The 24718-nt window shown below is 70.6% G+C and carries 18 protein-coding genes and 1 pseudogene; 10 read left to right on the top strand and 9 right to left on the bottom strand.

Going from position 1 to position 24718, the window contains the following annotated elements:
- Window positions 1-57 precede the first annotated feature (57 nt).
- The 5 genes from rbsD to ABIE67_RS17540 form a co-directional block, all read right to left on the bottom strand.
- Window positions 58-447, bottom strand: coding sequence for a D-ribose pyranase (gene rbsD / locus ABIE67_RS17560; RefSeq protein ID WP_370258274.1), 390 nt, complete (start codon window positions 445-447; stop codon window positions 58-60).
- A complete protein-coding gene (locus ABIE67_RS17555) occupies window positions 444-1346 on the bottom strand; it encodes a ribokinase (RefSeq protein WP_370258272.1) in 903 nt (300 codons plus the stop codon). The genes rbsD and ABIE67_RS17555 overlap by 4 nt, the downstream gene beginning before the upstream one ends.
- A gap of 97 nt (window positions 1347-1443) precedes the next feature.
- The gene (locus ABIE67_RS17550) at window positions 1444-3396 is read right to left on the bottom strand and encodes a substrate-binding domain-containing protein (protein WP_370258270.1); all 1953 of its coding nucleotides are present in this window, start codon (window positions 3394-3396) and stop codon (window positions 1444-1446) included.
- A complete protein-coding gene (locus ABIE67_RS17545; protein WP_370258268.1) occupies window positions 3386-4939 on the bottom strand; it encodes a sugar ABC transporter ATP-binding protein in 1554 nt (517 codons plus the stop codon). Before ABIE67_RS17545 ends, ABIE67_RS17550 begins: the two co-directional genes overlap by 11 nt.
- A complete protein-coding gene (locus ABIE67_RS17540) occupies window positions 4936-5973 on the bottom strand; it encodes a LacI family DNA-binding transcriptional regulator (protein ID WP_370258267.1) in 1038 nt (345 codons plus the stop codon). The genes ABIE67_RS17545 and ABIE67_RS17540 overlap by 4 nt, the downstream gene beginning before the upstream one ends.
- Window positions 5974-6199: 226 nt before the next feature.
- Between ABIE67_RS17540 and ABIE67_RS17535 the strand changes: the two genes are divergently transcribed.
- From ABIE67_RS17535 to ABIE67_RS17525, 3 genes are all read left to right on the top strand, one after another.
- On the top strand, window positions 6200-6565 hold the full coding sequence (locus tag ABIE67_RS17535; RefSeq protein ID WP_370258265.1) for a hypothetical protein: 366 nt from the start codon (window positions 6200-6202) through the stop codon (window positions 6563-6565).
- Window positions 6566-6650: 85 nt separating this feature from the next.
- Window positions 6651-8900, top strand: a complete 2250-nt coding sequence (locus ABIE67_RS17530; RefSeq protein ID WP_370258263.1) for an ATP-dependent RecD-like DNA helicase — start codon at window positions 6651-6653, stop codon at window positions 8898-8900.
- A gap of 290 nt (window positions 8901-9190) precedes the next feature.
- Window positions 9191-10480, top strand: coding sequence for a citrate synthase (locus ABIE67_RS17525; RefSeq protein WP_370258262.1), 1290 nt, complete (start codon window positions 9191-9193; stop codon window positions 10478-10480).
- A 722-nt stretch (window positions 10481-11202) separates the two neighbouring features.
- Here the strand turns inward: ABIE67_RS17525 and ABIE67_RS17520 are convergent.
- From ABIE67_RS17520 to ABIE67_RS17510, 3 genes are all read right to left on the bottom strand, one after another.
- Window positions 11203-13545, bottom strand: coding sequence for a heavy metal translocating P-type ATPase (locus ABIE67_RS17520; RefSeq protein WP_370258259.1), 2343 nt, complete (start codon window positions 13543-13545; stop codon window positions 11203-11205).
- 8 nt (window positions 13546-13553) lie between these two features.
- Window positions 13554-13793, bottom strand: coding sequence for a heavy-metal-associated domain-containing protein (locus ABIE67_RS17515; RefSeq protein WP_370258257.1), 240 nt, complete (start codon window positions 13791-13793; stop codon window positions 13554-13556).
- A 234-nt stretch (window positions 13794-14027) separates the two neighbouring features.
- On the bottom strand, window positions 14028-14687 hold the full coding sequence (locus ABIE67_RS17510; RefSeq protein ID WP_370258255.1) for a TetR/AcrR family transcriptional regulator: 660 nt from the start codon (window positions 14685-14687) through the stop codon (window positions 14028-14030).
- 185 nt (window positions 14688-14872) lie between these two features.
- On the opposite strand from ABIE67_RS17510, the gene ABIE67_RS17505 reads away from it, so the two are divergent.
- Together ABIE67_RS17505 and ABIE67_RS17500 are read left to right on the top strand one after the other, a co-directional pair.
- Entirely contained in the window at window positions 14873-17107 is a 2235-nt protein-coding gene (locus ABIE67_RS17505) for an MMPL family transporter (protein WP_370258253.1), read from the top strand.
- 116 nt (window positions 17108-17223) lie between these two features.
- Complete coding sequence (locus ABIE67_RS17500) at window positions 17224-18267, top strand: zinc-dependent alcohol dehydrogenase family protein (RefSeq protein WP_370258251.1); 1044 nt, start codon at window positions 17224-17226, stop codon at window positions 18265-18267.
- Window positions 18268-18340: 73 nt separating this feature from the next.
- Here the strand turns inward: ABIE67_RS17500 and ABIE67_RS17495 are convergent, their stop codons facing one another.
- On the bottom strand, window positions 18341-18541 hold the full coding sequence (locus ABIE67_RS17495) for a helix-turn-helix transcriptional regulator (RefSeq protein ID WP_370258250.1): 201 nt from the start codon (window positions 18539-18541) through the stop codon (window positions 18341-18343).
- Window positions 18542-19073: 532 nt separating this feature from the next.
- On the opposite strand from ABIE67_RS17495, the gene iolC reads away from it, so the two are divergent.
- The 5 genes and pseudogenes from iolC (at window position 19074) to mmsA (ending at window position 24667) form a co-directional block, all read left to right on the top strand.
- Window positions 19074-20024: a 5-dehydro-2-deoxygluconokinase gene (iolC, locus tag ABIE67_RS17490; RefSeq protein ID WP_370258248.1), complete on the top strand. Its 951-nt coding sequence runs from the start codon at window positions 19074-19076 to the stop codon at window positions 20022-20024.
- Window positions 20021-20902 carry a deoxyribose-phosphate aldolase gene (locus ABIE67_RS17485; RefSeq protein WP_370258247.1) on the top strand — a complete coding sequence of 294 codons (882 nt, stop codon included), beginning with the start codon at window positions 20021-20023 and terminating at the stop codon, window positions 20900-20902. Before iolC ends, ABIE67_RS17485 begins: the two co-directional genes overlap by 4 nt.
- A 78-nt stretch (window positions 20903-20980) precedes the next feature.
- Window positions 20981-21181 (top strand): annotated as a pseudogene (locus ABIE67_RS17480) (hypothetical protein); the annotation flags it as partial.
- An 85-nt stretch (window positions 21182-21266) separates the two neighbouring features.
- On the top strand, window positions 21267-23168 hold the full coding sequence (gene iolD, locus ABIE67_RS17475; protein ID WP_370258245.1) for a 3D-(3,5/4)-trihydroxycyclohexane-1,2-dione acylhydrolase (decyclizing): 1902 nt from the start codon (window positions 21267-21269) through the stop codon (window positions 23166-23168).
- Window positions 23165-24667, top strand: coding sequence for a CoA-acylating methylmalonate-semialdehyde dehydrogenase (gene mmsA / locus ABIE67_RS17470; RefSeq protein WP_370258243.1), 1503 nt, complete (start codon window positions 23165-23167; stop codon window positions 24665-24667). The genes iolD and mmsA overlap by 4 nt, the downstream gene beginning before the upstream one ends.
- Window positions 24668-24718 lie beyond the last annotated feature (51 nt).

Raw genomic sequence — 24718 nt, 5'->3', positions numbered from 1 at the left:
TCGACTGACCGGGCCCCTCGAAACGTTCCTGGCAATGTCTGCCGCACCACCCCAGGTTCAGAAAAAGACCCCGCACCGCAGCAGCACATTCGCGTACGGCCGTGCCTCCCCGGTCCGTACGACCAGCCGCGCCCCGGCCGACAGCTCCTTGAGCCGCTCGTGCGTGACCAGCTCCAGCTTCGGAAACTCCCCCGCCAGCAGCGCGGCCGCCGAAGGGTTCGCCTCGCGGATCTCCCGCGCGGCCGTCGCGCCCTCCACCACGAGCTCGGCCAGCAGACCGTCCAGCACCTCGGCGAAGGACGGCACCCCGGCCCTGAAGGCCAGGTCCACGACCCGGGGTCCGTCGGGTATCGGCATGCCCGCGTCGCACACCAGCACCCCGTCGCCGTGGCCCAGCTCGGCGAGGGCGCCGGAGAGATGGCGGTTCAGGATTCCGGCCTTCTTCACAGCGACTCGACCTCCGCAGCCGTCGGGAACGACACCTGCGCGCCCTCCCTGGTCACGGCCACCGCCCCGACCCGGGCCGCGTACGCCGCCGCCTCCGCCAGGGACGAGCCCGCCCCGAGCTTCCAGGCCAGCGCGGCCGTGAACGCGTCGCCCGCGCCCGTCGTGTCCACCGCGTCCACCTTCACGGACGGAACCCGGGTCACGCCCTCCGAGGAGGCCACCAGCGCGCCCTCCGCGCCCAGCGTCACGACCACCGAGCGGGGGCCCTTCGCGAGCAGGATCCGCGCCCAGTCCTCGGGGGTGTCACCGACCGCGGAGTCGCCGAGGATCACCTTCGCCTCGTGCTCGTTCACGATCAGCGGGTCGCAGGCGGCCAGCACCTCGCCCGGCAGCGGCCGGGGCGGGGAGGGGTTCAGGACGAAGCGGCTGCCCTCCGCGAGGCTGCGCACCACCTCGACGACCGTCTCCAGCGGGATCTCCAGCTGGACCGACACCACCCGGGACGCCTGGAAGAGGCTCGCGGCGGCCTGTACGTCCTGCGGGGTGAGCCTGCCGTTGGCGCCCGGCGAGACCACGATGCTGTTGTCCCCGGACGGGTCGACGGTGATCAGCGCCACGCCGGTCGGCGCGCCGCCGACCAGGACGCCCACCGTGTCGACGCCGGCCGCCCGCTGCGAGTCGAGCAGCAGCCGGCCGTGCGCGTCGTCGCCGACCCGGGCCAGCAGGGCCGTACGGGCTCCGAGCCGGGCGGCCGCGACCGCCTGGTTGGCGCCCTTGCCGCCCGGGTGGACGGCCAGATCGGAGCCGAGCACGGTCTCGCCGGCCCCCGGCCGACGCTCGACGCCGATCACCAGGTCGGCGTTGGCCGACCCCACGACCAGAAGGTCGTAGTCGTACATGAGATTGCTCCCCTAGTAGCGTTCCCCGTAAGTGACTTCAGGCGGGCGGTGCCTCCGGAGACGATCGTCCTCCGGAGGCACCGCCCGCCCGTCGTTCTCAGCCCGTGAAGCCCGCCACGTTCTCCTTCGTGACCACCTTCACCGGCACCATCACCGACTTCTCGACCTTGTCGCCCGCGGCGGCCTTCACCGCGTTCCGCACGGCGATCCTGCCGAGCTCCGTCGGCTGCTGCGCCACCGACGCGTACAGCGTGCCCGCCTCGACGGCCTTCAGACCGTCCGCGGTTCCGTCGAAGCCGATGACCTGGACGGACTTGCCGGCCTTGGCGCCCAGCGCCTTGATCGCGCCGAGGGCCATCTCGTCGTTCTCGGCGAAGACGCCGTCGATGTCGGGGTTGGCCTGGAGGAGGTTGGTCATGACGTCCAGGCCCTTGGTGCGGTCCCAGTCGGCGGGCTGCTTGGCGACGACCTCGATGTCCGGGTAGGCCTTCAGGCCCTCGGCGAAGCCCGAGCCGCGCTCACGGCTGGCGGAGGTGCCCGCCTGGCCCTGCAGGATCACGATCCTGCCCTTGCCGCCCAGCTTCTCGGCGAGGGACTTGGCGGCGAGCTTGCCGCCGGTGACGTTGTCGGAGGCGACGAGCGCGGCGGTGGTGGCGTTGTTGACCGAGCGGTCGACGGCGACGAGCGGGATGTCCGACTTGTTGACGGCCTTCGCCGCCGGGGTCACCGCGTCGGAGTCCACCGGGTTGACGATGATCGTGCCGAGGCCCTCACTGGTGAAGTTCTGCAGCTGGTTGGCCTGCTGCGAGGCGTCGTTCTGCGCGTCGGTGACGGTCAGGTCCACGCCCAGCTTCTTCGCCTCGGCCTGCGCTCCGGCCCGGATCTGCACGAAGAAGGGGTTGTTGAGGGTCGACAGCGACAGCCCGATCTTCTTGCTCTTCGCCTCCGACGAACCGGTGTGCAGGAAGGACATCGCGCCGACGAGGGCCGCCGCGACCACGGCCGCGAGGACGTACGTCGCCGCCTGCCTGCCCTTGCCGCCCTGGGACGTGCCCGCGGCCACCGGGGTCGCCCCCGCCTTGCGCCGGACCGTGTCCAGGAGCACCGCCAGCGCGATGACGACACCGATGACGACCTGCTGCCAGAACGCGGACACCGAAAGGAGGTTGAGGCCGTTGCGCAGCACCGCCAGGATCAGCGCGCCGATCAGTGTGCCGGACGCCTTGCCCGTACCGCCGGCCAGGGAGGCACCGCCGATGACGACCGCCGCGATGGCGTCGAGCTCGTAGCCCTGCGCGGCCTGCGGCTGGGCGGAGGAGAGACGGGCGGCGAGCACGACGCCCGCGGCGGCGGCGAACAGTCCGGAGAAGGCGTAGATCGCGAGCTTCTGCTTCTTCACCCGCAGACCGGAGAGGCGGGCCGCCTCCTCGTTGCCGCCGATCGCGTACATCGACCGGCCGATGTACGTACGCCCCAGCACGAACGCCGTGATCAGGCCCATGCCGACCATGACGAGCACCGGCACCGGCAGCCAGCCGCCGAGGGTGTCGCCGAGGTGCGAGACCGAGTCGGGGAAGGCGATGGGGGAGCCCTGCGAGATCACCAGGGACAGACCGCGGGCCACCGACAGCATGGCCAGCGTCGCGATGAACGGCGGCAGCTTGCCGTACGAGATCAGGATGCCGTTGACCAGGCCGCACGCTATGCCGGTCGCGATCGCGAGGACCACGGCCAGGACGACCGGCACGCCCTGTGAAGTGGCGCTCCAGGCGAGGACGGTGGCCGACAGGGCGGCGACCGAGCCGACGGACAGGTCGATGCCCGCGGAGACGATCACGAAGGTGACACCGAAGGCGAGGATGGCGGTCACGGCCGCCTGGACGCCGACGTTGAGGAGGTTGTCCGTCGTCATGAAGTCGCCGGACAGCGCCGACATCGCGATGACGAGGACGATCAGCGCGGTCAGCGCGCCGTTGTCGAGGAGGAGGCGGCGCAGGCCGCCCGAGGCGCCACTCGCGCCCGTCGTGCTCTTGAGCGTGTCAGTGGCCACGGGAGGCCTCCGTTCCGGTCTTCTCGGAGTTCTTCTCAGAGTTCTTCGCAGTGGTGGGGGCGCTGACGGCGAGCGCCATCACGGAGTCCTGCGTCGCCTCGTCGGCGGTGAGTTCGCCCGCGATCCGGCCCTGGGCCATCACCAGGACCCGGTCGCTCATGCCGAGGACCTCCGGCAGATCGCTGGAGATCATCACGACGGCGGCGCCCTGAGCGGTGAGTTCGTTGATGAGCTGGTAGATCTCGACCTTGGCGCCGACATCGATCCCGCGCGTGGGCTCGTCGAGGATCAGCACCTTGGTGTCGGCCAGCAGCCACTTGCCGATGACGACCTTCTGCTGGTTGCCGCCGGAGAGCGTGCGGACGTGCTGCCCGAGGCCCGCCATCCGCACGCCCAACTGCTGGGCGATACGCGCCGCCGCCGCACGCTGGCCCCTGAGGTCGACGAGCCCCGCGCGCGTGGCCGAACGCAGCGTCACCAGGCCGAGGTTCTCCTCGACGGACGCGTCCAGTACCAGGCCCTGCCCCTTGCGGTCCTCGGGGATCAGCCCGATGCCCGCGGTCATCGCCGCGTTGACGTCGTACTTGGGGAGGGAGGAACCGCCGGCCTTCACGGCCCCCTTGTCGTACGGGTCCGCCCCGAACACGGCCCGCACGACCTCGGTACGGCCGGCACCGACCAGCCCCGCGATGCCGACCACCTCACCGGCGTGCACCTCGAAGCTGACGTCGTGGAAGGCGCCGTCCCGGGTCAGCCCCTCGACCGACAGCAACGCGGCACCGCGGTCGGCCCGTTCGCGCGGGTACTGCTGCTCGATGGAGCGCCCCACCATGAGCCGTACGAGCTCGTCCTCGGGAGTGGCGGCCGGGACCTGCCCGACGCTCCTGCCGTCCCGGATGACCGTCACCCGGTCGCCCAGCGCGGCGATCTCCTCCAGGTGGTGCGTGATGAAGACGATCCCCACGCCGTCCTCGCGCAGCTTGCGCACGATCGCGAAGAGCTTGTCGACCTCCTCGGAGGTGAGCACGGCGGTCGGCTCGTCCATGATCAGCACGCGTGCGTTCAGGCTGAGCGCCTTCGCGATCTCGACCATCTGCAGGCGTGCGATGCCGAGTTCACGCACACGCGCGCGTGGCGACACGTTCACGCCCACGCGCGCGAGGAGGACCTCGGCGTCGGCCTCCATCCTCTTCCGGTCGATCATCCCGAAGCGGCGCGGCTGGCGTCCCAGGAAGATGTTCTCGGCGACCGTCAGATCGGGAACGAGGTTGAACTCCTGGTAGATGGTGGCGATCCCGAGGCGCTCGGAGTCCTGCGCACCATGGATGCGCGTCTCCTCGCCGCCGACCAGGATCCGCCCGGCGTCGGGCGTGTAGGCGCCGGAGAGCATCTTGATGAGGGTGCTCTTGCCCGCGCCGTTCTCACCGAGCAGCACATGCACCTCGCCCCGGCGCAGATCGAAGTCGACGCCGTCCAGCGCGACCACGCCCGGGAAGGCCTTCCGTATGCCCTCGATGCGCAGCAACTCGTCCGCGTTGCTCACGACTGGCTCCTGTTCGTTACGGGGGACGGCTCCGATGAAGCCGGTGGTTCGCCGCAGGAGCGGCGTACGACGAGACGGGCGGGGAGGGTGACGGACTCGCCGGGCCGTCCCTCGATGCGGTCGACCAGGGCCCGTACGGCGGCCCGGCCCAGCTCGCCCGTCGGCTGGGCGATCGCGGTGACCGGCGGATCGGTGTGCACGAACCACCGGATGTCGTCGAACGCCGCGAGCGCGAGGTCGTCCGGCACGCGCAGCCCACGCGCGCGTACGGCGTCCAGCGCGCCGAGCGCCATCAGGTTGTCGGCCGCGAAGACGACCTCGGGCGGCTCGGGCAGGTCGAGGAAGCCCTCGGTGACCCGGCGCCCGCTGTCGGCCTGGAAGTCACCCTGTCCTATGTAGGCGTCGGGCAGTTCGAGCCCGTACGCGCCGAGCGCCTCCCGGAAGGCCTCGACCCGCTCCCGCCCGGTGGTGGTCGCCGCCGGTCCCGCGATGATCGCGAGCCGTCGGTGCCCCAGCCCGTGCAGATGCGCGACGAGATCCCGTACGGCACCCCGCCCGTCCGCCCGCACCACCGGCACGTCCAGGCCCGGGATCCACCGGTCCACGAAGACCATCGGCGTCCCCGCGCGCACGGCGTCCAGCATCAGCGGCGAGCCGCCGTCGGTGGGGGAGACCAGCAGGCCGTCGATACGGCGGTCGAGCAGGTTCCGTACGTGATGGTCCTGGAGGTCGGGCCGCTCGTCCGCGTTGCCGATGATGACGCTGTAGCCGAGCGCGCGGGCCTCCTCCTCGACGGAGCGGGCCAGCTCGGTGAAGTAGGGGTTCATCACGTCGCTGATGACCAGGCCGAGGGTGTGGGTCTGGTCGGTGCGCAGGGAGCGGGCGACGGCGTTCGGGCGGTAGCCCAGGGTCTCGACGGCGGCCAGCACACGCGTGCGTGCCTCGGCGCTGACCGACGGATGGTCGTTCAGGACGCGCGAGACCGTGGCGACGGACACGCCCGCCTCGGCAGCGACGTCCTTGATGCTCGCCATCGCCGCTCCACCTCCTCGTGGATCGTTCGTGGAGTCGATGGCCGATCCTCGTGGAATCGATTACATCGACGTGTACGGAGGATTGGAATCGATTACACGGGGGTTAATCAAGCCCTCAACCACATCCCGAAACCGGATCGTGATGTCGCGGCGCTCTCGGGGGCGGGTCCACGCTGGAAGTGCGGGGGGCGTTTCCTCAAGGCCTTCGGGCCGGAGCGGAGGAGTCATGACGGCAGCGACGCGTGACGGCACGCCTGTCACCCTCGGCGGCGACGGTGTGGAGGTGCGCATCAAGGAGATCGGCGGCGGTATGTCCGTCGGCTACGTCCGCCTGCCGGAGGGCACGGACATGGGCCCCGCCCTCAAGGGCCTCGAAGGCGATGCCTGCCCCTGCCCGCACTGGGGCTATCTGCTCAAGGGCCGGCTGCGGATGCAGACGCCCGAGGGTGAGGAGCACTACGAGGCGGGCCAGGCGTACTACTGGGGGCCAGGCCATGTCCCCGTCGCCCTGGAGGACTGCGAGTTCGTGGAGTTCTCGCCGACCGAGGACTTCCAGGCGGTCCTCGACCACGTGCGGTCACAGGCGGGGTGAGGGCGGCCGCCACTCGTCCACAGGCTGCCCGCTGACTCGTCCACAGGCGGCCCGCGTTGTCGGACCCTGGCGGTAGCGTCGGATCATGTCCAATCAGGCGGGGAGCGGCGAGCGGCGACTGGCGGTACTCGAAGGCGTCCTGGAGCGGATCACCTACGCCAACGAGGAGAACGGCTACACGGTCGCCCGGGTCGACACCGGACGCGGCGGCGGCGACCTCCTCACGGTCGTCGGCGCGCTGCTCGGCGCCCAGGTCGGCGAGTCCCTGCGGCTGGAGGGCCGTTGGGGCTCCCACCCGCAGTACGGCAAGCAGTTCACGGTGGAGAACTACACCACCGTCCTCCCGGCCACCGTCCAGGGCATCCGCCGCTACCTCGGCTCCGGCCTGGTCAAGGGCATCGGCCCGGTCTTCGCCGACCGCATCACCCAGCACTTCGGCCTGGACACCCTGAAGATCATCGAGGAGGAGCCCAAGCGGCTCATCGAGGTCCCCGGCCTGGGCCCCAAGCGGACCAAGAAGATCGCCGACGCCTGGGAGGAGCAGAAGGCGATCAAGGAGGTCATGCTCTTCCTCCAGACGGTCGAGGTCTCGACGTCGATCGCCGTGCGGATCTACAAGAAGTACGGCGACGCCTCCATCTCCGTCGTGAAGAACCAGCCCTACCGGCTGGCGGCCGACGTCTGGGGCATCGGCTTCCTCACCGCCGACAAGATCGCCCAGTCCGTCGGCATCCCGCACGACAGCCCGGAGCGGGTCAAGGCGGGCCTGCAGTACGCACTGTCGCAGGCCACCGACCAGGGCAACTGCTACCTGCCCGAGGAGCAGTTGATCGCGGACGCGGTGAAGCTCCTCCAGGTCGACACAGGGCTCGTCATCGAGTGCCTGGCCGAGCTCGCCCAGGTCCCGGAGGACGGCGGCGACCCGGGTGTCGTACGGGAGAAGGTCCCCGGCCCCGACGGCGGCTCGGAGCCGGTGACGGCCGTCTACCTCGTCCCCTTCCACCGGGCCGAACTCTCCCTCTCCGCCCAGCTGTTGCGCCTGCTGCGCACCGACGAGGACCGGATGCCGGGCTTCCAGGACGTGGCTTGGGACAAGGCGCTGGGCTGGCTGAAGGGCCGTACGGGCACGGACCTCGCCCCGGAGCAGGAGGCCGCCGTCAAGCTGGCGCTGACGCAGAAGGTTGCCGTGCTGACCGGCGGCCCCGGCTGCGGCAAGTCCTTCACGGTCCGCTCGATCGTGGAGCTGGCCCGCGCGAAGAAGGCCCGGGTCGTGCTGGCCGCCCCCACCGGCCGTGCCGCCAAACGCCTCGCCGAGCTGACCGGAGCCGAGGCCTCCACCGTCCACCGGCTCCTGGAGCTCAAGCCCGGCGGCGACGCGGCGTACGACAGGGACCGCCCGCTCCAGGCCGACCTGGTGGTGGTCGACGAGGCGTCCATGCTGGACCTGCTGCTCGCCAACAAGCTGGTCAAGGCCGTACCGCCGGGCGCCCATCTGCTCTTCGTGGGTGATGTGGACCAACTGCCCAGCGTCGGCGCGGGGGAGGTCCTCAGGGACCTGCTGGCCGACGGCAGCCCCCTCCCCGCCGTCCGCCTCACCCGGGTGTTCCGCCAGGCCCAGCAGTCCGGCGTGGTGACCAACGCCCACCGGATCAACGCCGGGCAGCACCCCGTCACCGACGGCATGAAGGACTTCTTCCTCTTCATCGAGGACGACACGGAGGCGGCGGGCCGGCTCACCGTGGATGTCGCGGCCCGCCGCATCCCGGCCAAGTTCGGCCTCGACCCACGCCGGGACGTCCAGGTTCTGGCCCCCATGCACCGCGGACCGGCCGGCGCGGGCACGCTGAACGGGCTGCTCCAGCAGGCCGTCACGCCCGGGCGCCCCGATCTGGCGGAGAAGCGGGTCGGCGGACGGGTCTTCCGTGTCGGCGACAAGGTCACCCAGATTCGCAACAATTACGAGAAGGGGAAGAACGGCGTCTTCAACGGCACCGTGGGCGTGGTCACCTCGCTCGACCCGGTCGACCAGCGCCTGACGGTGCTGACGGACGAGGACGAGGAGGTTCCGTATGAATTCGACGAACTGGACGAACTGGCGCACGCGTACGCCGTGACGATCCACCGTTCACAGGGAAGTGAATATCCCGCGGTGGTGATCCCCGTCACCACGGGAGCATGGATGATGCTCCAGCGAAACCTGCTGTACACCGCGGTGACCCGTGCCAAACGGCTGGTGGTCCTCGTGGGTTCACGCAAGGCGATCGGTCAGGCGGTGCGCACGGTGTCGGCGGGGCGGCGCTGTACGGCGCTCGACTACCGGCTCGCCGGTTCCTGACCCCCGGGTTTCCGGCCCGGCGCCCTGTTTTCCGACCCGCTCGGGTACCCCCTTCTGACCTGGCGATTCGTGAGGCATCGTCGAAAAAAATGATCGATCAAATGAGTCGTGAAGGTCACAGACCACTTCCAGATGGGGAAATCACGGGGCAGGATGACAGGTTGGCGGCACTGAGTGCCGCCAATAGGCCCAATGGTCGACCCCGAGTGCACTCTCCTGAGCCGAATGGGGGAGGGTAGAGACAGTCAGGGCAACCTCGAAGATGAGGCACAACGTCGGTGAGGGAAGACGTGAGCGACAACTCTGTAGTACTGCGGTACGGCGACGGCGAGTACACCTACCCGGTGATTGACAGCACCGTCGGCGACAAGGGCTTCGACATCGGCAAGCTCCGCGCCCAGACCGGTCTGGTGACGCTGGACAGCGGCTACGGCAACACCGCCGCCTATAAATCCGCCGTCACCTACCTCGACGGCGAGGCGGGCATCCTCCGCTACCGCGGCTACCCGATCGAGCAGCTGGCCGAGCGCTCCACCTTCCTGGAGGTGGCCTACCTGCTGATCAACGGTGAGCTGCCGACCGTCGACGAGCTCTCGACCTTCAAGAACGACATCACGCAGCACACCCTGCTGCACGAGGACGTCAAGAACTTCTACAAGGGCTTCCCGCGCGACGCCCACCCGATGGCCATGCTGTCGTCGGTCGTCTCCGCGCTGTCCACGTTCTACCAGGACAGCCACAACCCCTTCGACGAGACGCAGCGCAACCTCTCGACGATCCGTCTGCTCGCCAAGCTTCCGACGATCGCGGCGTACGCGTACAAGAAGTCGATCGGCCACCCGTTCGTCTACCCGCGCAATGACCTCGGTTACGTCGAGAACTTCCTGCGGATGACCTTCTCGGTGCCGGCGCAGGAGTTCGAGCTCGACCCGGTCGTCGTCGCCGCGCTCGACAAGCTGCTGATCCTGCACGCGGACCACGAGCAGAACTGTTCGACGTCGACGGTCCGTCTGGTCGGCTCGTCGCAGGCGAACATGTTCGCGTCGATCTCCGCCGGTATCTCCGCGCTCTGGGGCCCGCTGCACGGCGGCGCCAACCAGTCCGTCCTGGAGATGCTGGAGGGCATCCAGGCCTCCGGCGGCGACGTCGACTCCTTCATCCGCAAGGTGAAGAACAAGGAGGACGGCGTCCGCCTGATGGGCTTCGGTCACCGGGTCTACAAGAACTTCGACCCGCGCGCCAAGATCATCAAGGCCGCCGCGCACGACGTCCTCTCGGCCCTCGGCAAGTCCGACGAGCTGCTGGACATCGCCCTGAAGCTGGAGGAGCACGCGCTCTCCGACGACTACTTCGTCTCGCGCAGCCTCTACCCGAACGTCGACTTCTACACCGGCCTGATCTACCGGGCCATGGGCTTCCCGACCGAGATGTTCACGGTCCTGTTCGCCCTCGGCCGCCTCCCGGGCTGGATCGCCCAGTGGCACGAGATGATCAAGGAGCCGGGCTCCCGCATCGGCCGCCCGCGCCAGATCTACACGGGCGTCGTGGAGCGCGACTTCGTTCCCGTGGAGCAGCGCTGACACCTGCCGGTGGGGGCGCCGGGTTGGCTGGTGCCCCCTGTTGCGGTGCTGCGGTCCCTGCTCGCTGAGCCGCGTCTTCAGAGCCTCGTGCCCGACTTCGGTCGGGTGCGGGGCTCTTGTGTTCGGGGGCTCGCGTCTGCGCTGATGACAGAAGGGTGCGGATGGCATAAGTGCGCGGATAACAGAAGGCGCCCTGGCGGCGGTCCCCCCACGGGCCGACGTCCAGGGCGCCTTCCCATGTCCCGGTGCGGATTCCCCCCACGGGATCCGGCCGGGCGTCTGAGAGAGCAGCGCCTGAATCGCTGTCTTTCGTCTTTCGGTGTTGCCGTTTGAGCAGAACGAGCAAAACTCGTCGTACTCATGTATGGCGTCGTGCTGTGCGGTCTGCCGGGACAGCGCACGCTCGGGAGGGCCGCTCAAAGCTTCCCGAAGTGCGTGCCCCGGCAACGCAACTCTGAGGAAGTCCCCCAAGACATCCTCAGATGCCAGTAAGCGCCCCCCAAGACGCTGCCTGACATCGTCAACTTAGACCTTCGAACCCCTTCGATGGTTACGTTCACATCACTGTGATCTGCGTCTCTTGCATATGTCCGTTAGATACGCAAGAGCCCCGATATGCCGATCGGGACCCAAGCGTAAGGATGATGCGCGAGCCTTGTGAAGAGCTTATGTGAGCCGGGCGCCGGACTCCAGAGGGGGCCAGCGGGGTTCTTACTACGAATTCACCGGAACGTCCGCAGCCGCAAGCTGTTCGTCACCACGAACACCGAGGAGAACGCCATCGCGGCCCCCGCGATCATCGGGTTCAGCAACCCCGCCGCGGCCAGCGGCAACGCGGCGACGTTGTACCCGAAGGCCCACACCAGGTTGCCCTTGATCGTGGCCAGCGTCCGCCGCGACAGCCGGATGGCGTCCGCCGCCACCCGCAGATCGCCCCGTACCAGCGTCAGATCGCTCGCCTCGATCGCCGCGTCCGTCCCCGTCCCCATGGCAAGACCCAGATCAGCGGTGGCAAGCGCGGCCGCGTCGTTGACGCCGTCGCCGACCATGGCCACGCACCGCCCCTCGCGCCGCAGCCGCCGTACCGCCTCGACCTTGTCCTCGGGCAGGACCTCGGCGATCACCTGATCGATGCCGACCGCGTCCGCGACCGCCTCGGCGACCGCCCGGTTGTCCCCGGTCAGCAGCACCGGAGTGAGCCCCAGCGCCCGCAGCTCGCGCACCGCCCCGGCGCTGGTCTCCTTCACCGCGTCCGCGACAGCCACGACACCGCGCGCCGTTCCGTCCCACCCGACCACGACCGCCGTACGCCCCTCCCTCTCGGCCTCGTCCTTGGCGCGGGCCAGCGCGGTGGGCAGCGCGTCGAAGAGGCGCCCCACGGCCACGTCACGGCCCTCCACGCGCCCGCGGACGCCCCGCCCGGGGACGTTCTCGAAGCCCGTGACCTCCGGCAGCCGCCCGACCCGCTCCTCCGCGCCCACGGCGACCGCCCGCGCGACGGGATGCTCGGAGGCGTGCTCCACGGCCCCCGCGAGCCGCAGCACCTCCTCCTCGTCGGCGCCCTCGTCGACGTACACCTTCTGAAGGGTCATCCGGCCCGTGGTGACCGTGCCGGTCTTGTCCAGGACGACGGTGTCGATCCGGCGTGTGGACTCCAGTACCTCGGGGCCCTTGATGAGGATGCCGAGCTGCGCCCCGCGGCCCGTGCCGACCATCAGGGCGGTGGGAGTGGCGAGGCCCAGCGCGCAGGGGCAGGCGATGATCAGTACCGCGACGGCCGCGGTGAACGCGGCGACCGTGTCGTCGGAGATCCCGAGCCACGCCCCGAAGGTGGCGACCGCGAGGACGATGACCGCCGGCACGAAGACCGCGGAGATCCGGTCGGCGAGGCGCTGCACCTCGGCCTTGCCGTTCTGCGCGTCCTCCACCAGCTTCGCCATCCGCGCGAGCTGCGTGTCGGCGCCCACCCGGGTCGCCTCGACGACCAGCCGGCCCCCGGCGTTGACGGTCGCCCCGGTCACCGCGTCCCCGACCGTCACATCCACCGGCACCGACTCGCCGGTCAGCAGCGCGGCGTCCACCGCCGATGAGCCCTCGACGACGGTGCCGTCGGTGGCGATCTTCTCGCCGGGCCGTACGACGAACCAGTCGCCGACGGCCAGCCGGTCCACGGGGATCCGGGTCTCGCGACCGCCCGCCCGTCGCCCACCACCGCCCTCGACCGAGAGCGCTCCGCGCTCGCCCTCCTCGTATCGCAGCACGGACACGTCCTTCGCGCCCAGCTCCATCAGTGCCCGCAGCGCGGCCCCCGCGCGGCGCTTGGCGCGCGCCTCCAGATAGCGGCCCAGGAGGATGAAGGTGACCACCCCGGAGGCCACTTCGAGATAGATCTGCGCGGCGCCGTCCACGCGCGCGACCGTGAACTCGAAGCTGTCGTGCATGCCGCTCATGCCCGCGTCGCCCAGGAACAGCGCCCACAGCGACCAGCCGTACGCCGCCAGCGTGCCCATCGAGATCAGCGTGTCCATGGTCGCCGCGCCGTGCCGGGCGTTGGTGAACGCGGCCCGGTGGAAGGGCAGCGCGCCCCAGACGACGACCGGCGAGGCGAGGGTGAGCGCGAGCCACTGCCAGTTGTCGAACTGGAGGGCCGGGATCATCGACAGCAGGACGACCGGGACGGCGAGCAGGGCGGAGACGGTGAGGCGCTGGCGGTAGGAGGCCAGTTCGGGATCTTCCGGGGACTCCTGCGACTCTTGCGACTCCTGCGGTGCGGGTTTCGGGGGAGCCGGTTCCTCCGCGGTGTACCCGGTCTTCTCCACCACGGCGATCAGGTCGGCGACCTGGAGGTCAGCGGGGTAGCTGACCTTCGCCTTCTCCGTCGCGTAGTTCACCGTGGCGGTCACGCCGTCCATCCGGTTGAGCTTCTTCTCGACGCGGGCCGCGCAGGAGGCGCAGGTCATCCCGCCGATGAGCAGCTCGATCTCGGAGGCGTCGGCGGGCGTGCCCGAGTTGCCGGTGGCTTCGGCCGCCCCGGCTATCGGAGGCTGATCGGTGGTGCGGGGCATGTCCTGGCTCAGATCTTGGCGACCAGCTCGAAGCCCGCCTCGTCGACGGCCGCGCGCACGGCCTCGTCGTCCAGCGGGGCCGCGGAGACGACGGTGACCTCGCCGGTCGAGGCGACGGCCTTCACCGAGCTCACGCCGGGGAGTTCGGAGATCTCACCGGAGACGGCTCCCTCGCAGTGTCCGCAGCTCATGCCACTCACCTTGTAGACGGCGGTGACGGAACCCGGGGTGTCGGTCTGCGCGGTCATGTCGTTCTCCTCGTCGAGGCATGTGGGGTGGGCGGGACCCGCGGGGTCCCTCCATTACCACGGTATACCCCTACGGGGTATTTCTCCAAGATGTGTCGGCGTGGCCGGGAAGGGGGCGAGGCGGCGGGTCGAGGCAGCGAGGCGAGGCGGCGGGTCGGGGTGGCGGGGGGGGGGCGACGTGGCGGGTTCCCTCATGCTCCGGGCTGATTCGACGCACCTTGCGGCAGGGCCGCGTCACGTCGCCGTGCGGGTCGGTCCGGGGCGGCCGAGTCTGTCGCCCACCAGCGGGTCGAGATAGCGGATCAGGGCGTACTTCAACTCCTGGATGTACGCGTCGCGTTCGGCGCCCTCGTGGGCGAGGACCAGCTCCAGGCCCGCCTTGTACATGCCCAGGCACATATGGGCGGTCCGGGTGAGGTCGGCCGGGGCGGCGTCGGGCAGGAACGAGGAGAGCAGGCCCTCGATCCGGGACAGCAGGGTCGCGTGCAGGGCGTCGTGGTCCTTGGCCATGCGTCCGGGGATGTCGGGGCCGTGCATCAGTGCGAAGAACACCGGGTGGTCGCAGTTGAAGGCGATGAACCGGTCGACGGCCGAGCCGACGGCCTCCTCCAGCGGGGTCGCGGGATCGACCGGGGCGAGCGCCTCGCCGAACGTCTCGCGCATCTCGTGCATGAGCCGGTCGCCCAGCTCGATCGCGATCGCTTCCTTGTTCGGGAAGAACTGGTACAGGGTGCCCGGCGAGACGCCCGCCTCGCGGGCGATGGCGTTGGTGCTGGCGGCCGTGTAGCCGGTGGTGGTGAAGACGGCCGCCGCGGCCTCCAGCAGCTGGGCGATGCGGCGCTCACCGCGGGCCTGGCGGCGGCGCGGCTGCTCCTTCTCCTGGTTGGTGGGCACGCGTTATCCCCAGTTCCTCGAACGCGATTGACAAACGCGAGCAGGCACTCGCATTCTGGAGAAACGCGAGCGACATCTCGTGTTTGTCAGTCTATGGCAGCGACAGCTCCATGCTGCCTTGCTGCGCACCGCATGCATCAGAGCGAGAGCGACGGCACGGATCAGGGCGAAGGGAACATCGCACAATGACCGAAGTCAACAGGCCGGCGCGCGTCGGAGGCTGGACCCGCTTCGTGACGGCCCGGCCCCGGTTGTCGCTGCTCGTGGCCCTGGTGATCACCGCGCTCGCCGTGCTCGCCGGCAGCGGCGTCGCCGACCGGCTGGGCAGCGGCGGCTGGGAGGACCCGGACGCCGAGTCGACGTACGCGACCAAGGCGCTGGAGCGCGAGTTCCCCGCCTCCCAGCCCAACCTCCTGCTCCTCGTGGACGCGGGCGACGCCTCGGTGGACGACCCCGCGGTCGCCTCGGAGGCCCGGCGCATCACCGCGCGCCTGGCCGGCGAGCAGGGGGTCACGGGGGTCGGCTCCTACTGGCAGGCGGACGCCTCGGCGGCTCCCGCGCTGCGCGCCGAGGACGGCCGCGAGGCGCTGATCGCCGCCCGTATCACCGGCGAGGAGAAGGAGGCGGGGGAGACCCTGGACCGCATCGCGCCCGAGTTCCGGGGCGCGCACGGCCCGGTGGAGGTCAGCGTCGGCGGTCCGGTCGCCGTACGGCACGAGATGCAGACGACCATCCAGGAGGACCTGGTCCGGGCCGAGGTGATCGCCCTGCCGGTCACCCTGGTACTGCTGGTGATGGTCTTCGGCAGCGCCGTCGCGGCCCTGCTGCCCCTCGGTATCGGCATCGTCGCGATCCTCGGCACCAACGCGGTGCTGCGCGGCCTGACCGAAGTCACCGACGTGTCGGTCTTCGCGATGAACCTCACCACGGCCCTGGGGCTGGGCCTGGCCGTCGACTACGCCCTGTTCATCGTCCGCCGCTTCCGTGAGGAACTCGCCACCGGCGCCGAACCGTTGACGGCGGTCGGCACGACCCTGCGCACGGCCGGCCGCACCGTCCTCTTCTCGGCCCTCACCGTCGCGGTGTCCCTCGCGGCGATGCTGCTGTTCCCGCAGTACTTCCTGCGGTCCTTCGCCTACGCCGGGATCGCGGTGGTCCTGCTGGCAGCGGCGGCCGCGCTGATCCTGCTCCCGGCCGCTCTGATCCTGCTCGGCCACCGGGTCAACTCCCTGGACCTGCGCCGCCTGTTCCGCCGCGGAGAGCCGAGGCCGCCGGCCCCGCACCCCGGTACGACGGAGGGCAAGGCCTGGACCCGCACGGCGAACCTCGTCATGCGCCGTGCCCCCTTCTTCGCTCTGGGCACCACCGCCGTCCTGGTCCTGCTCGGACTGCCCTTCCTGGGCGTGAAGTTCGGCACCGCCGACGACCGCCAGCTGCCGTCGAGCGCCGAGTCCCATGTCGTGCAGCAGCACATCCGCGACGGCTTCCCGGGCAGCCCCGGAGGCGGCCTGGATGTGCTCGCCGAGGGCCGTGCGACGCAGGCGCAGTACGCCGCGTACAAGCACCGGATAGCCGCTCTCCCGGAAGTCCTGCGGGTCGACGGACCGCTGGTGAAGGACGAGTCGGCGTACTTCACGGTATTGCCGAAGGGCGAGGCCGTGGACGACCCGGCCCAGGACCTGGTGGACGAACTGCGCGCGACACCGGCGCCGTTCGACACCAAGGTGACCGGCGCCGCTGCCGTCCTGGTCGACTCCAAGGACGCGATAGCCGAACGCCTGCCCCTGGCGGCCGCCTTCATCGCGATCGTCACCCTGCTGCTGGTGTTCCTGCTGACGGGCAGTGTGCTGATCCCGGTCCAGGCGGTGGTGCTCAACGCGCTCAGCCTGACGGCGATGTTCGGCGCTGTGGTCTGGGTCTTCCAGGACGGCCATCTGTCCGGCCTGCTCGGCTTCACCAGCCCCGGCTCGATCGAGACGACCCTCCCGGTGCTGATGTTCTGCGTCGCCTTCGGCCTGTCCATGGACTACGGCGTGTTCCTGCTCTCCCGCATCAAGGAGGAGTACGACACGACCGGTGACCACGAACAGGCGGTCCGGCACGGCCTTCAGCGCACCGGCGGTCTCATCACCGCCGCCGCCGTGATCCTCGCGGTGGTGATGGTCGCGATAGGTACCTCCCGGGTGACCAACACCAAGATGCTCGGCCTCGGGATCGCCCTGGCGGTGCTGATGGACGCGATGATCGTCCGCAGCCTCCTGGTCCCGGCGGTCATGCGCCTCACGGGGCGGGCGACCTGGTGGGCTCCGGGACCGCTCCGGCGGTTCCACACCCGCTTCGGCCTCAGCGAGGGGGAGTCGACGCCGGCCCCGGCGATCACGCCCGCGCCGGAGCCGGACAAGGTGAGCGCACACGGCTGACCTGGGGTGCGGGACTGTACCGACCGCGCGTGCGCCGTACCCGCGAGGCCGTCGGAGCGTCTGGCCTTCGCGATGATCTCCGTGCACCTGTGCGGCGCGGCGGAAGGGAGACCGGGATGCGGGCAGTGGTGTTCGAGCGGTACGGGGAGCAGGCCGAAGTGCGCGAGGTGCCCGACCCGCACCCCGCCCCCCACGGAGTGACCGTCCGTGTCGAAGCGACCGGGCTCTGCCGCAGCGACTGGCACGGCTGGCAGGGGCACGACCCGGACATCACACTGCCGCATGTGCCCGGCCATGAACTCGCCGGTGTCGTCGAGGCGGTGGGCGACCGGGTGACCCGCTGGCGGCCCGGCGACCGGGTCACCGTGCCCTTCGTGTGCGCCTGCGGCAGCTGCGCCGCGTGCGCCGCGGGCGACCAGCAGGTGTGCGAACGCCAGACCCAGCCCGGCTTCACCCACTGGGGCTCCTTCGCCCAGTACGTGGCGCTGGACCACGCCGACGTCAACCTCGTCGCCGTACCCGAGGAGATGTCCTTCGCGACGGCGGCCTCGCTGGGCTGCCGGTTCGCCACGGCGTTCCGGGCGGTCGTGCAGCAGGGCCGGGTCGCGGCGGGGGAGTGGGTCGCCGTGCACGGCTGCGGCGGGGTCGGCCTGTCGGCGGTGATGATCGCGGCGGCCTCGGGCGCGAGGGTCGTCGCGGTGGACGTCTCACCCCAGGCCCTCGACCTGGCGCGGAAGTTCGGGGCGGCGGAGTGCGTGGACGCGTCGAGCACGCCGGACACGGCGGCCGCGATCCACGCCCTGACCGGCGGCGGCGCCCACCTCTCCCTCGACGCCCTCGGCTCACCCGTCACCTGCGCCGCCTCCGTCAACGGCCTGCGCCGCCGGGGCCGGCACATCCAGGTGGGCCTGCTCCCCTCGGACTCCGGCACGACCCCCGTCCCCATGGCCCGCGCGATCGCCCTGGAACTCGAACTGCTCGGCAGCCACGGCATGGCGGCGCACACCTACCCGCCGATGCTGGAGCTGGTTCGGGCGGGCGTGCTGCGGCCGGATCTGCTGGTGACCTCGACGATCACGCTGGACGCGGTGCCCGCCGCGCTGACCGCCATCGGGACGGCGCCGGGGGCGGGGGTGACGGTCATCGAGCCGTGGAGTTGAGAAAGCCGCCCATACGAGGACGGTGCCCCACGGTCCAGGTGGGGCACAGCTCCCTCTACGGAAGCCCGGCAGGTCAGTCCACCCTTCTGCCCCGGTTGCCCGGCCGGGACTCCACCCAGGCCCGCACGGTGTCCGGATACCAGAAGGGCTTGCCGCCCTCCACCTGGTCCGGCGGTGGCAGCAACCCGTGTTTGCGGTACGACCGCACGGTGTCCGGCTGCACCTTGATGTGCGCCGCGATCTCCTTGTAGGACCAGAGCATTCGGTCGGTCATCGGTTGCACCTCCCTGCGCGCGCCGCGGCGGCGACCGGGGGCGGTCGTCGGGGGTACCGTGCGCTGCGCTGGCGATCACAAAGCCTGTGCCCGCTCAACGACGCCGACCGAGAGGCGGACAGGGCCTGTGCTCCGGGTGTGACGCAGGCCCCGCGCACATGCGACATGTGTGACAGAGAAGCCGCCTTTGTGACACAGATGCCGCAAAGACGCCCACACGAGCAAGGGCGCGGCGCATTGACAGCGCCTCCTGTCGCAGGCCACAACACGGCATCTCAGGGGCGCGGGGCTGTATCACTATGCGGCTCCGCCGCGTGGGCGCGACCAGCCCCGACAGACCCGCACCCGCCCTCCCTCAGAACTCGGCAGACACGTAGGCGCCCCGCCTCCCTCCGGAGGGCCTGGTTCGAATGTCTGGACAAAACATTGACAGGCCTCCCCCAGCAGGGCTACAAAACCGTGGAGGGCCGATCCGCGCAGCCAGCACCGCAGTCGGCGCCAGAGCCGCGACAAGGGAGACCGAGGGACACCGATGGCGTACGACCTGATCACCATGGGCCGGATCGGCGTGGACCTCTACCCGCTGCAGACCGGCGTCCCGCTGCCGCAGGTCACGTCCTTCGGAAAGTTCCTCGGCGGCTCGGCGACGAACGTCGCCGTGGCAGCGGCCCGCCTGGGACGGCAGACCGCGGTGATCACCCGCACCGGCGACGACCCCTTCGGCACCTACCTCCACGAGGCCCTTCAGGGCTTCGGCGTCGACGACCGCTGGGTCACCCCGGTCCCCGGCCTGCCCACCCCGGTCACCTTCTGCGAGGTCTTCCCGCCGGACGACTTCCCGCTGTACTTCTACCGGCAGCCCAAGGCCCCGGACCTGGAGATCGACGCCCATGAGCTCGACCTCGACGCCATCCGCGACGCCCGTATCTTCTGGATCACCGGCACCGGCCTGAGCGAGGAGCCCAGCCGCACGGCGACGCTGGCGGCGCTGGCCCACCGGGCCAAATCCGGCGTCACCGTCTTCGACCTCGACTGGCGCCCGATGTTCTGGCAGGACCCCGACGCCGCCCGCCCCTTCTACGCGGAAGCGCTCAAGCACACCACCGTCGCCGTCGGCAACCTCGACGAGGTGGAGGTCGCGACCGGCGTCCGCGAGCCCCATGCCGCCGCCCGAGCACTCCTCGACGCCGGTGTCGAGGTCGCCGTCGTCAAGCAGGGCCCCAAGGGTGTCCTCGCCGTCAACAGCAAGGGCGACCAGGCCGAGGTCCCGCCGCTCCCCGTGAACGTCCTCAACGGACTCGGCGCCGGAGACGCCTTCGGCGGGTCCCTCTGCCACGGTCTGCTCGAAGGCTGGGACCTGGAGAAGATCATGCGGCACGCCAACGCCGCCGGTGCCATCGTCGCCTCCCGCCTGGAGTGCTCCTCCGCGATGCCGACGCCGGACGAGATCGAGGCCGCCATCGCCGCCGGGGCCGTCAAGTGACCGTCGACATCGCGGAACTCGTCCGCACCCGCACCCGGAACCCCGAGGCCATCGCGGAGGCCGCCGCCCGGCGCATACGTAGGCCGCTCCTCGGTGACAGCGGACGGCTGATGATCGTCGCCGCCGACCACCCGGCCCGCGGCGCGCTCGGCGTCGGCGGCCGCGCCCTGGCCATGGCCAACCGCGCCGACCTGCTGGAACGCCTCTGCCTGGCGCTGTCCCGCCCCGGCGTCGACGGCGTCCTCGCCACCGCCGACATCCTCGACGACCTGCTGCTGCTCGGCGCGCTGGACGACAAGGTCGTCATGGGCTCCATGAACCGCGGCGGTCTCCAGGGCGCCAGCTTCGAACTCGACGACCGCTTCACCGGCCACCGCCCGGAGGACATCGAGCGCCTCCGCTTCGACGCCGGCAAGCTGCTCCTGCGTGTCGACTACGACGACCCGGGCTCCCTCACCACGCTGGAGTCCACCGCCCGCGCCATCGACGACATGGCCGCGCGCCGACTCCCGGTCTTCGTCGAGCCGTTCATCAGCCGCCGCACCCCCGAGGGCAAGGTCGTCAACGACCTGTCCGCCGAGGCCGTCACCAAGTCCATCGCCATCGCCTCCGGCCTGGGCGGCACCTCGGCCTACACCTGGCTGAAGGTGCCGGTCACCGACAGCCCCGACGACATGGCCGAGGTCATGGCGACCTCGACGCTGCCCGCCGTACTCCTCGGAGGCGAGGTCGGCGAGGACCAGGACGGGGCGTACGAGAAGTGGCGCGGTGCCCTCCAACTGCCCACCGTGCAGGGCCTGGTGGTCGGCCGTTCGCTGCTCTACCCGGCGGACGGGGACGTTGCCGCCGCGGTCGACACTGCCGTAGGGCTGCTGTGAGGCCCCATGACCACGAGCCGTACGTCCCGCCGCGCAGGGCCACGAGCCTGTGCCGACCCGCGGCTCGACGGCGCGAAAGTGGCCGGCCCTGAACGCCCCGCACACGAACGCCCCGTACATGAACGACCCGTACACGAACGCCCCGTAATTCCCCGTCGGCACCCCCAGCGGAGGGCCGACGCACAGAACGCCTCCGGCGCGGATGGCCGCTTTGCTTTGGCAGGAGCGAAGTGCGAGCGAAGACTCCCCGCCCGCTACGGCCCCGCGCCGGAGGTCCCTGATCCGGGCCGTCGAGTCGAACGGGCCGGCTGAGCCGTACGGGAGTGGCGGATCTGCTTCCATCCGGACCACACGGAGGTAACCGATGACCTCAACGACGAGGCTCACGGTCGCACAGGCGCTCGTCCGCTTCCTGTCCGCCCAGTACACCGAGCGTGACGGCGTACGGCACCGCCTGATCGGCGCCACCTGGGGCATCTTCGGCCACGGCAATGTCGCCGGGATCGGCCAGGCACTCGTCGAGTACGGCGAGGTCATGCCGTACCACCAGGGCCGCAACGAACAGGCGATGGTGCACGCGGCGGTCGGCTACGCCCGCCAGTCCAACCGCCTCTCCACCCACGCCGTCACGACCTCCATCGGCCCCGGCGCGACCAACCTCGTCACGGGCGCCGCCCTCGCGACCGTCAACCACCTCCCGGTCCTGCTCCTCCCCGGCGACATCTTCGCCACCCGCCCCGCCGACCCCGTCCTCCAGCAGCTCGAAGTCCCCTACGCGGGCGACATCAGCGTCAACGACTGCCTGCGCCCGGTGTCGAGGTACTTCGACCGGATCACCCGCCCCGAAGCCCTGATCCCCTCCGCCCTGAACGCCATGCGGGTGCTGACCGACCCCGTCGAGACCGGCGCGGTGACGCTGGCGCTCCCGCAGGACGTGCAGGCCGAGGCGTACGACTGGCCCGACGACCTCTTCGCCGAGCGCACCTGGGTGGTACGACGGCCGGGCGCGGACCCGACCGAACTCGCCGAGGCCGTACGGGCGATCAGGTCCGCCCGCAGGCCCCTGGTCATCGCGGGCGGCGGCGTCCACCACAGCCGAGCCGAGGAAGCGCTCGCCGAGTTCGCGGAGGTCACCCGCATACCGGTCGCCGCCACGCAGGCCGGCAAGGGCTCCCTGCGCCACGACCACCCCCAGGACGTCGGGGGAGTGGGCCACACCGGCACCGCCACCGCCGACGAACTCGCCCGCACCGCCGACCTGGTGATCGGCGTCGGCACCCGCTACACCGACTTCACGACCGCCTCCGGCACCCTCTTCGCCGTCGACGGCGTCCGCTTCCTCAACCTCAACATCGCGCCCTTCGACGGCCACAAACTCGCCGGAACGCCGTTGATCGCGGACGCCCGCAGCGGCCTGATGGAGCTGACCGCGGCCCTGGACATGCACGCCTACCGGGCCGCCGCCTCGTACGTCACCGAGTACACCGAGGACAAGGACCGCTGGGAGCACCGCGTCGACGCCTGCTACGAGGCCGACGAGCCCGACGTACGGCCGACGCAGCCGCAGGTGCTGGGCGCGCTGGACGCGATCGTCGACGAGTCGGACGTGATCATCAACGCGGCCGGCTCCCTCCCCGGCGATCTGCACAAGCTGTGGCGGGCGCGCTCGCGCGACCAGTACCACCTGGAGTACGGCTACTCCTGCATGGGCTACGAGATCCCGGCCGCGATCGGCGTGAAGATGGCCGTACCGGACCGGCCCGTGTGGGCGCTGGTCGGCGACGGCACCTATCTGATGATGCCGACGGAGATCGTGACGGCGGTGCAGGAAGGGATCGCGATCAAGGTGTTGCTGGTGCAGAACCACGGGTACGCGTCCATCGGCGGCCTGTCGGAGGAGACGGGCGCCGAGCGCTTCGGCACGGCGTACCGCTTCCGTGCGGAGGACGGCACCTTCACCGGCGCCCCGCTCCCCGTCGACCTGGCCGCCAACGCCGCCAGCCTGGGCATGCGCGTGCTGCGCGCGAAGACCGTACGGGACCTGCGCGAGGCGCTCGCCGAGGCCCGCGCGGCCCACACTCCCACTTGTGTCTACGTCGAGACCGAAACGGCAGACACTGTGTCGGGCGCGCCGCCCGCGCATGCCTGGTGGGATGTTCCTGTGGCCGAGACCGCGACCCGACCGTCGACGGTCAAGGCACGTGAGCTGTACGAACGGCACGTCTCGACCCGACGCCGCCATCTGCGAAGGAGTAACCGGTCATGACGAAGATCGTCAACCACTGGATCGGCGGCAAGACCGCCGAAGGCGCGTCGGGCACGTTCGGGCCGGTCACCGACCCGGCTACCGGCGCGGTCACCACGAAGGTCGCGTTCGCCTCGGTCGACGAGGTGGACGCGGCGGTCGCGGCCGCCAAGGAGGCCTACGTGACCTGGGGCCAGTCGTCGCTGGCCCAGCGCACCTCGATCCTGTTCAAGTTCCGCGCGCTGCTGGACGCCAACCGGGACGCGATCGCCGAGCTGATCACCGCCGAGCACGGCAAGGTGCACTCCGACGCCCTCGGCGAGGTCGCGCGCGGTCTGGAGATCGTCGACCTGGCGTGCGGCATCAGCGTGCAGCTGAAGGGCGAGCTGTCGACGCAGGTCGCCAGCCGCGTGGATGTCTCCTCGATCCGTCAGCCCCTCGGCGTGGTCGCGGGCATCACTCCGTTCAACTTCCCGGCGATGGTCCCGATGTGGATGTTCCCCATCGCCATCGCGTGCGGCAACACCTTCGTGCTGAAGCCGAGCGAGAAGGACCCGTCGGCGGCCATCAAGATCGCCGAGCTGCTGGCCGAGGCCGGTCTGCCGGACGGTGTCTTCAACGTCGTCCACGGCGACAAGGTGGCCGTCGACCGCCTCCTGGAGCACCCGGACGTCAAGGCGGTGTCGTTCGTCGGCTCGACCCCGATCGCCCGCTACATCCACACCACCGCCTCCGCCAACCACAAGCGCGTCCAGGCGCTCGGCGGCGCCAAGAACCACATGCTGGTCCTCCCGGACGCAGACCTGGACGCGGCCGCCGACGCCGCCGTGTCGGCCGCCTACGGCTCCGCGGGCGAGCGCTGCATGGCCATCTCCGCGGTCGTCGCGGTCGGCGCGATCGGCGACGAGCTGGTGGAGAAGATCCGCGAGCGCGCCGAGAAGATCAAGATCGGCCCCGGCAACGACCCGACCTCCGAGATGGGCCCGCTCATCACCGCCGCCCACCGCGACAAGGTGGCCTCCTACGTCACCGGCGCCGCGGCTGAGGGCGCCGAGGTGGTCCTCGACGGCACCGGCTACACGGTCGACGGCTTCGAGGACGGCCACTGGATCGGCATCTCGCTGCTCGACAAGGTGCCGACCAGCGCGAAGGCGTACCAGGACGAGATCTTCGGCCCCGTCCTGTGCGTGCTGCGCGCCGAGACGTACGAGGACGGCGTGGCGCTGATCAACGCCTCGCCGTTCGGCAACGGCACCGCGATCTTCACCCGGGACGGCGGCGCCGCCCGCCGCTTCCAGCTGGAGATCGAGGCCGGCATGGTCGGCGTGAACGTCCCGATCCCGGTCCCCGTCGGCTACCACAGCTTCGGCGGCTGGAAGGACTCGCTCTTCGGCGACCACCACATCTACGGCAACGACGGCACGCACTTCTACACGCGCGGCAAGGTCGTCACCACCCGCTGGCCCGACCCGGCGGACGCTCCGTCCGGCGTCGACCTCGGGTTCCCGCGCAACCACTGACGCACCGACCCGAGCGTCTGGGGCCGTCCGGATCGCGGACGGCCCCATTTT

It is taken from the genome of Streptomyces sp. V4I8, assembly GCF_041261225.1.
Taxonomy (GTDB): domain Bacteria; phylum Actinomycetota; class Actinomycetes; order Streptomycetales; family Streptomycetaceae; genus Streptomyces.
This window is presented reverse-complemented; position numbering and strand designations above follow the sequence as displayed.

Excerpts from the sequence above, each read along its gene's own strand:
- ABIE67_RS17555 (WP_370258272.1), bottom strand. The coding sequence starts at position 1,346 with ATGTACGACTACGACCTTCTGGTCGTGGGGTCGGCCAACGCCGACCTG.
- ABIE67_RS17540 (WP_370258267.1), bottom strand. The coding sequence starts at position 5,973 with ATGGCGAGCATCAAGGACGTCGCTGCCGAGGCGGGCGTGTCCGTCGCC.
- ABIE67_RS17535 (WP_370258265.1), top strand. The coding sequence starts at position 6,200 with ATGACGGCAGCGACGCGTGACGGCACGCCTGTCACCCTCGGCGGCGAC.
- ABIE67_RS17530 (WP_370258263.1), top strand. The coding sequence starts at position 6,651 with ATGTCCAATCAGGCGGGGAGCGGCGAGCGGCGACTGGCGGTACTCGAA.
- ABIE67_RS17520 (WP_370258259.1), bottom strand. The coding sequence starts at position 13,545 with ATGCCCCGCACCACCGATCAGCCTCCGATAGCCGGGGCGGCCGAAGCC.
- ABIE67_RS17515 (WP_370258257.1), bottom strand. The coding sequence starts at position 13,793 with ATGACCGCGCAGACCGACACCCCGGGTTCCGTCACCGCCGTCTACAAG.
- ABIE67_RS17505 (WP_370258253.1), top strand. The coding sequence starts at position 14,873 with ATGACCGAAGTCAACAGGCCGGCGCGCGTCGGAGGCTGGACCCGCTTC.
- ABIE67_RS17500 (WP_370258251.1), top strand. The coding sequence starts at position 17,224 with ATGCGGGCAGTGGTGTTCGAGCGGTACGGGGAGCAGGCCGAAGTGCGC.
- ABIE67_RS17495 (WP_370258250.1), bottom strand. The coding sequence starts at position 18,541 with ATGACCGACCGAATGCTCTGGTCCTACAAGGAGATCGCGGCGCACATC.
- iolC (WP_370258248.1), top strand. The coding sequence starts at position 19,074 with ATGGCGTACGACCTGATCACCATGGGCCGGATCGGCGTGGACCTCTAC.
- iolD (WP_370258245.1), top strand. The coding sequence starts at position 21,267 with ATGACCTCAACGACGAGGCTCACGGTCGCACAGGCGCTCGTCCGCTTC.
- mmsA (WP_370258243.1), top strand. The coding sequence starts at position 23,165 with ATGACGAAGATCGTCAACCACTGGATCGGCGGCAAGACCGCCGAAGGC.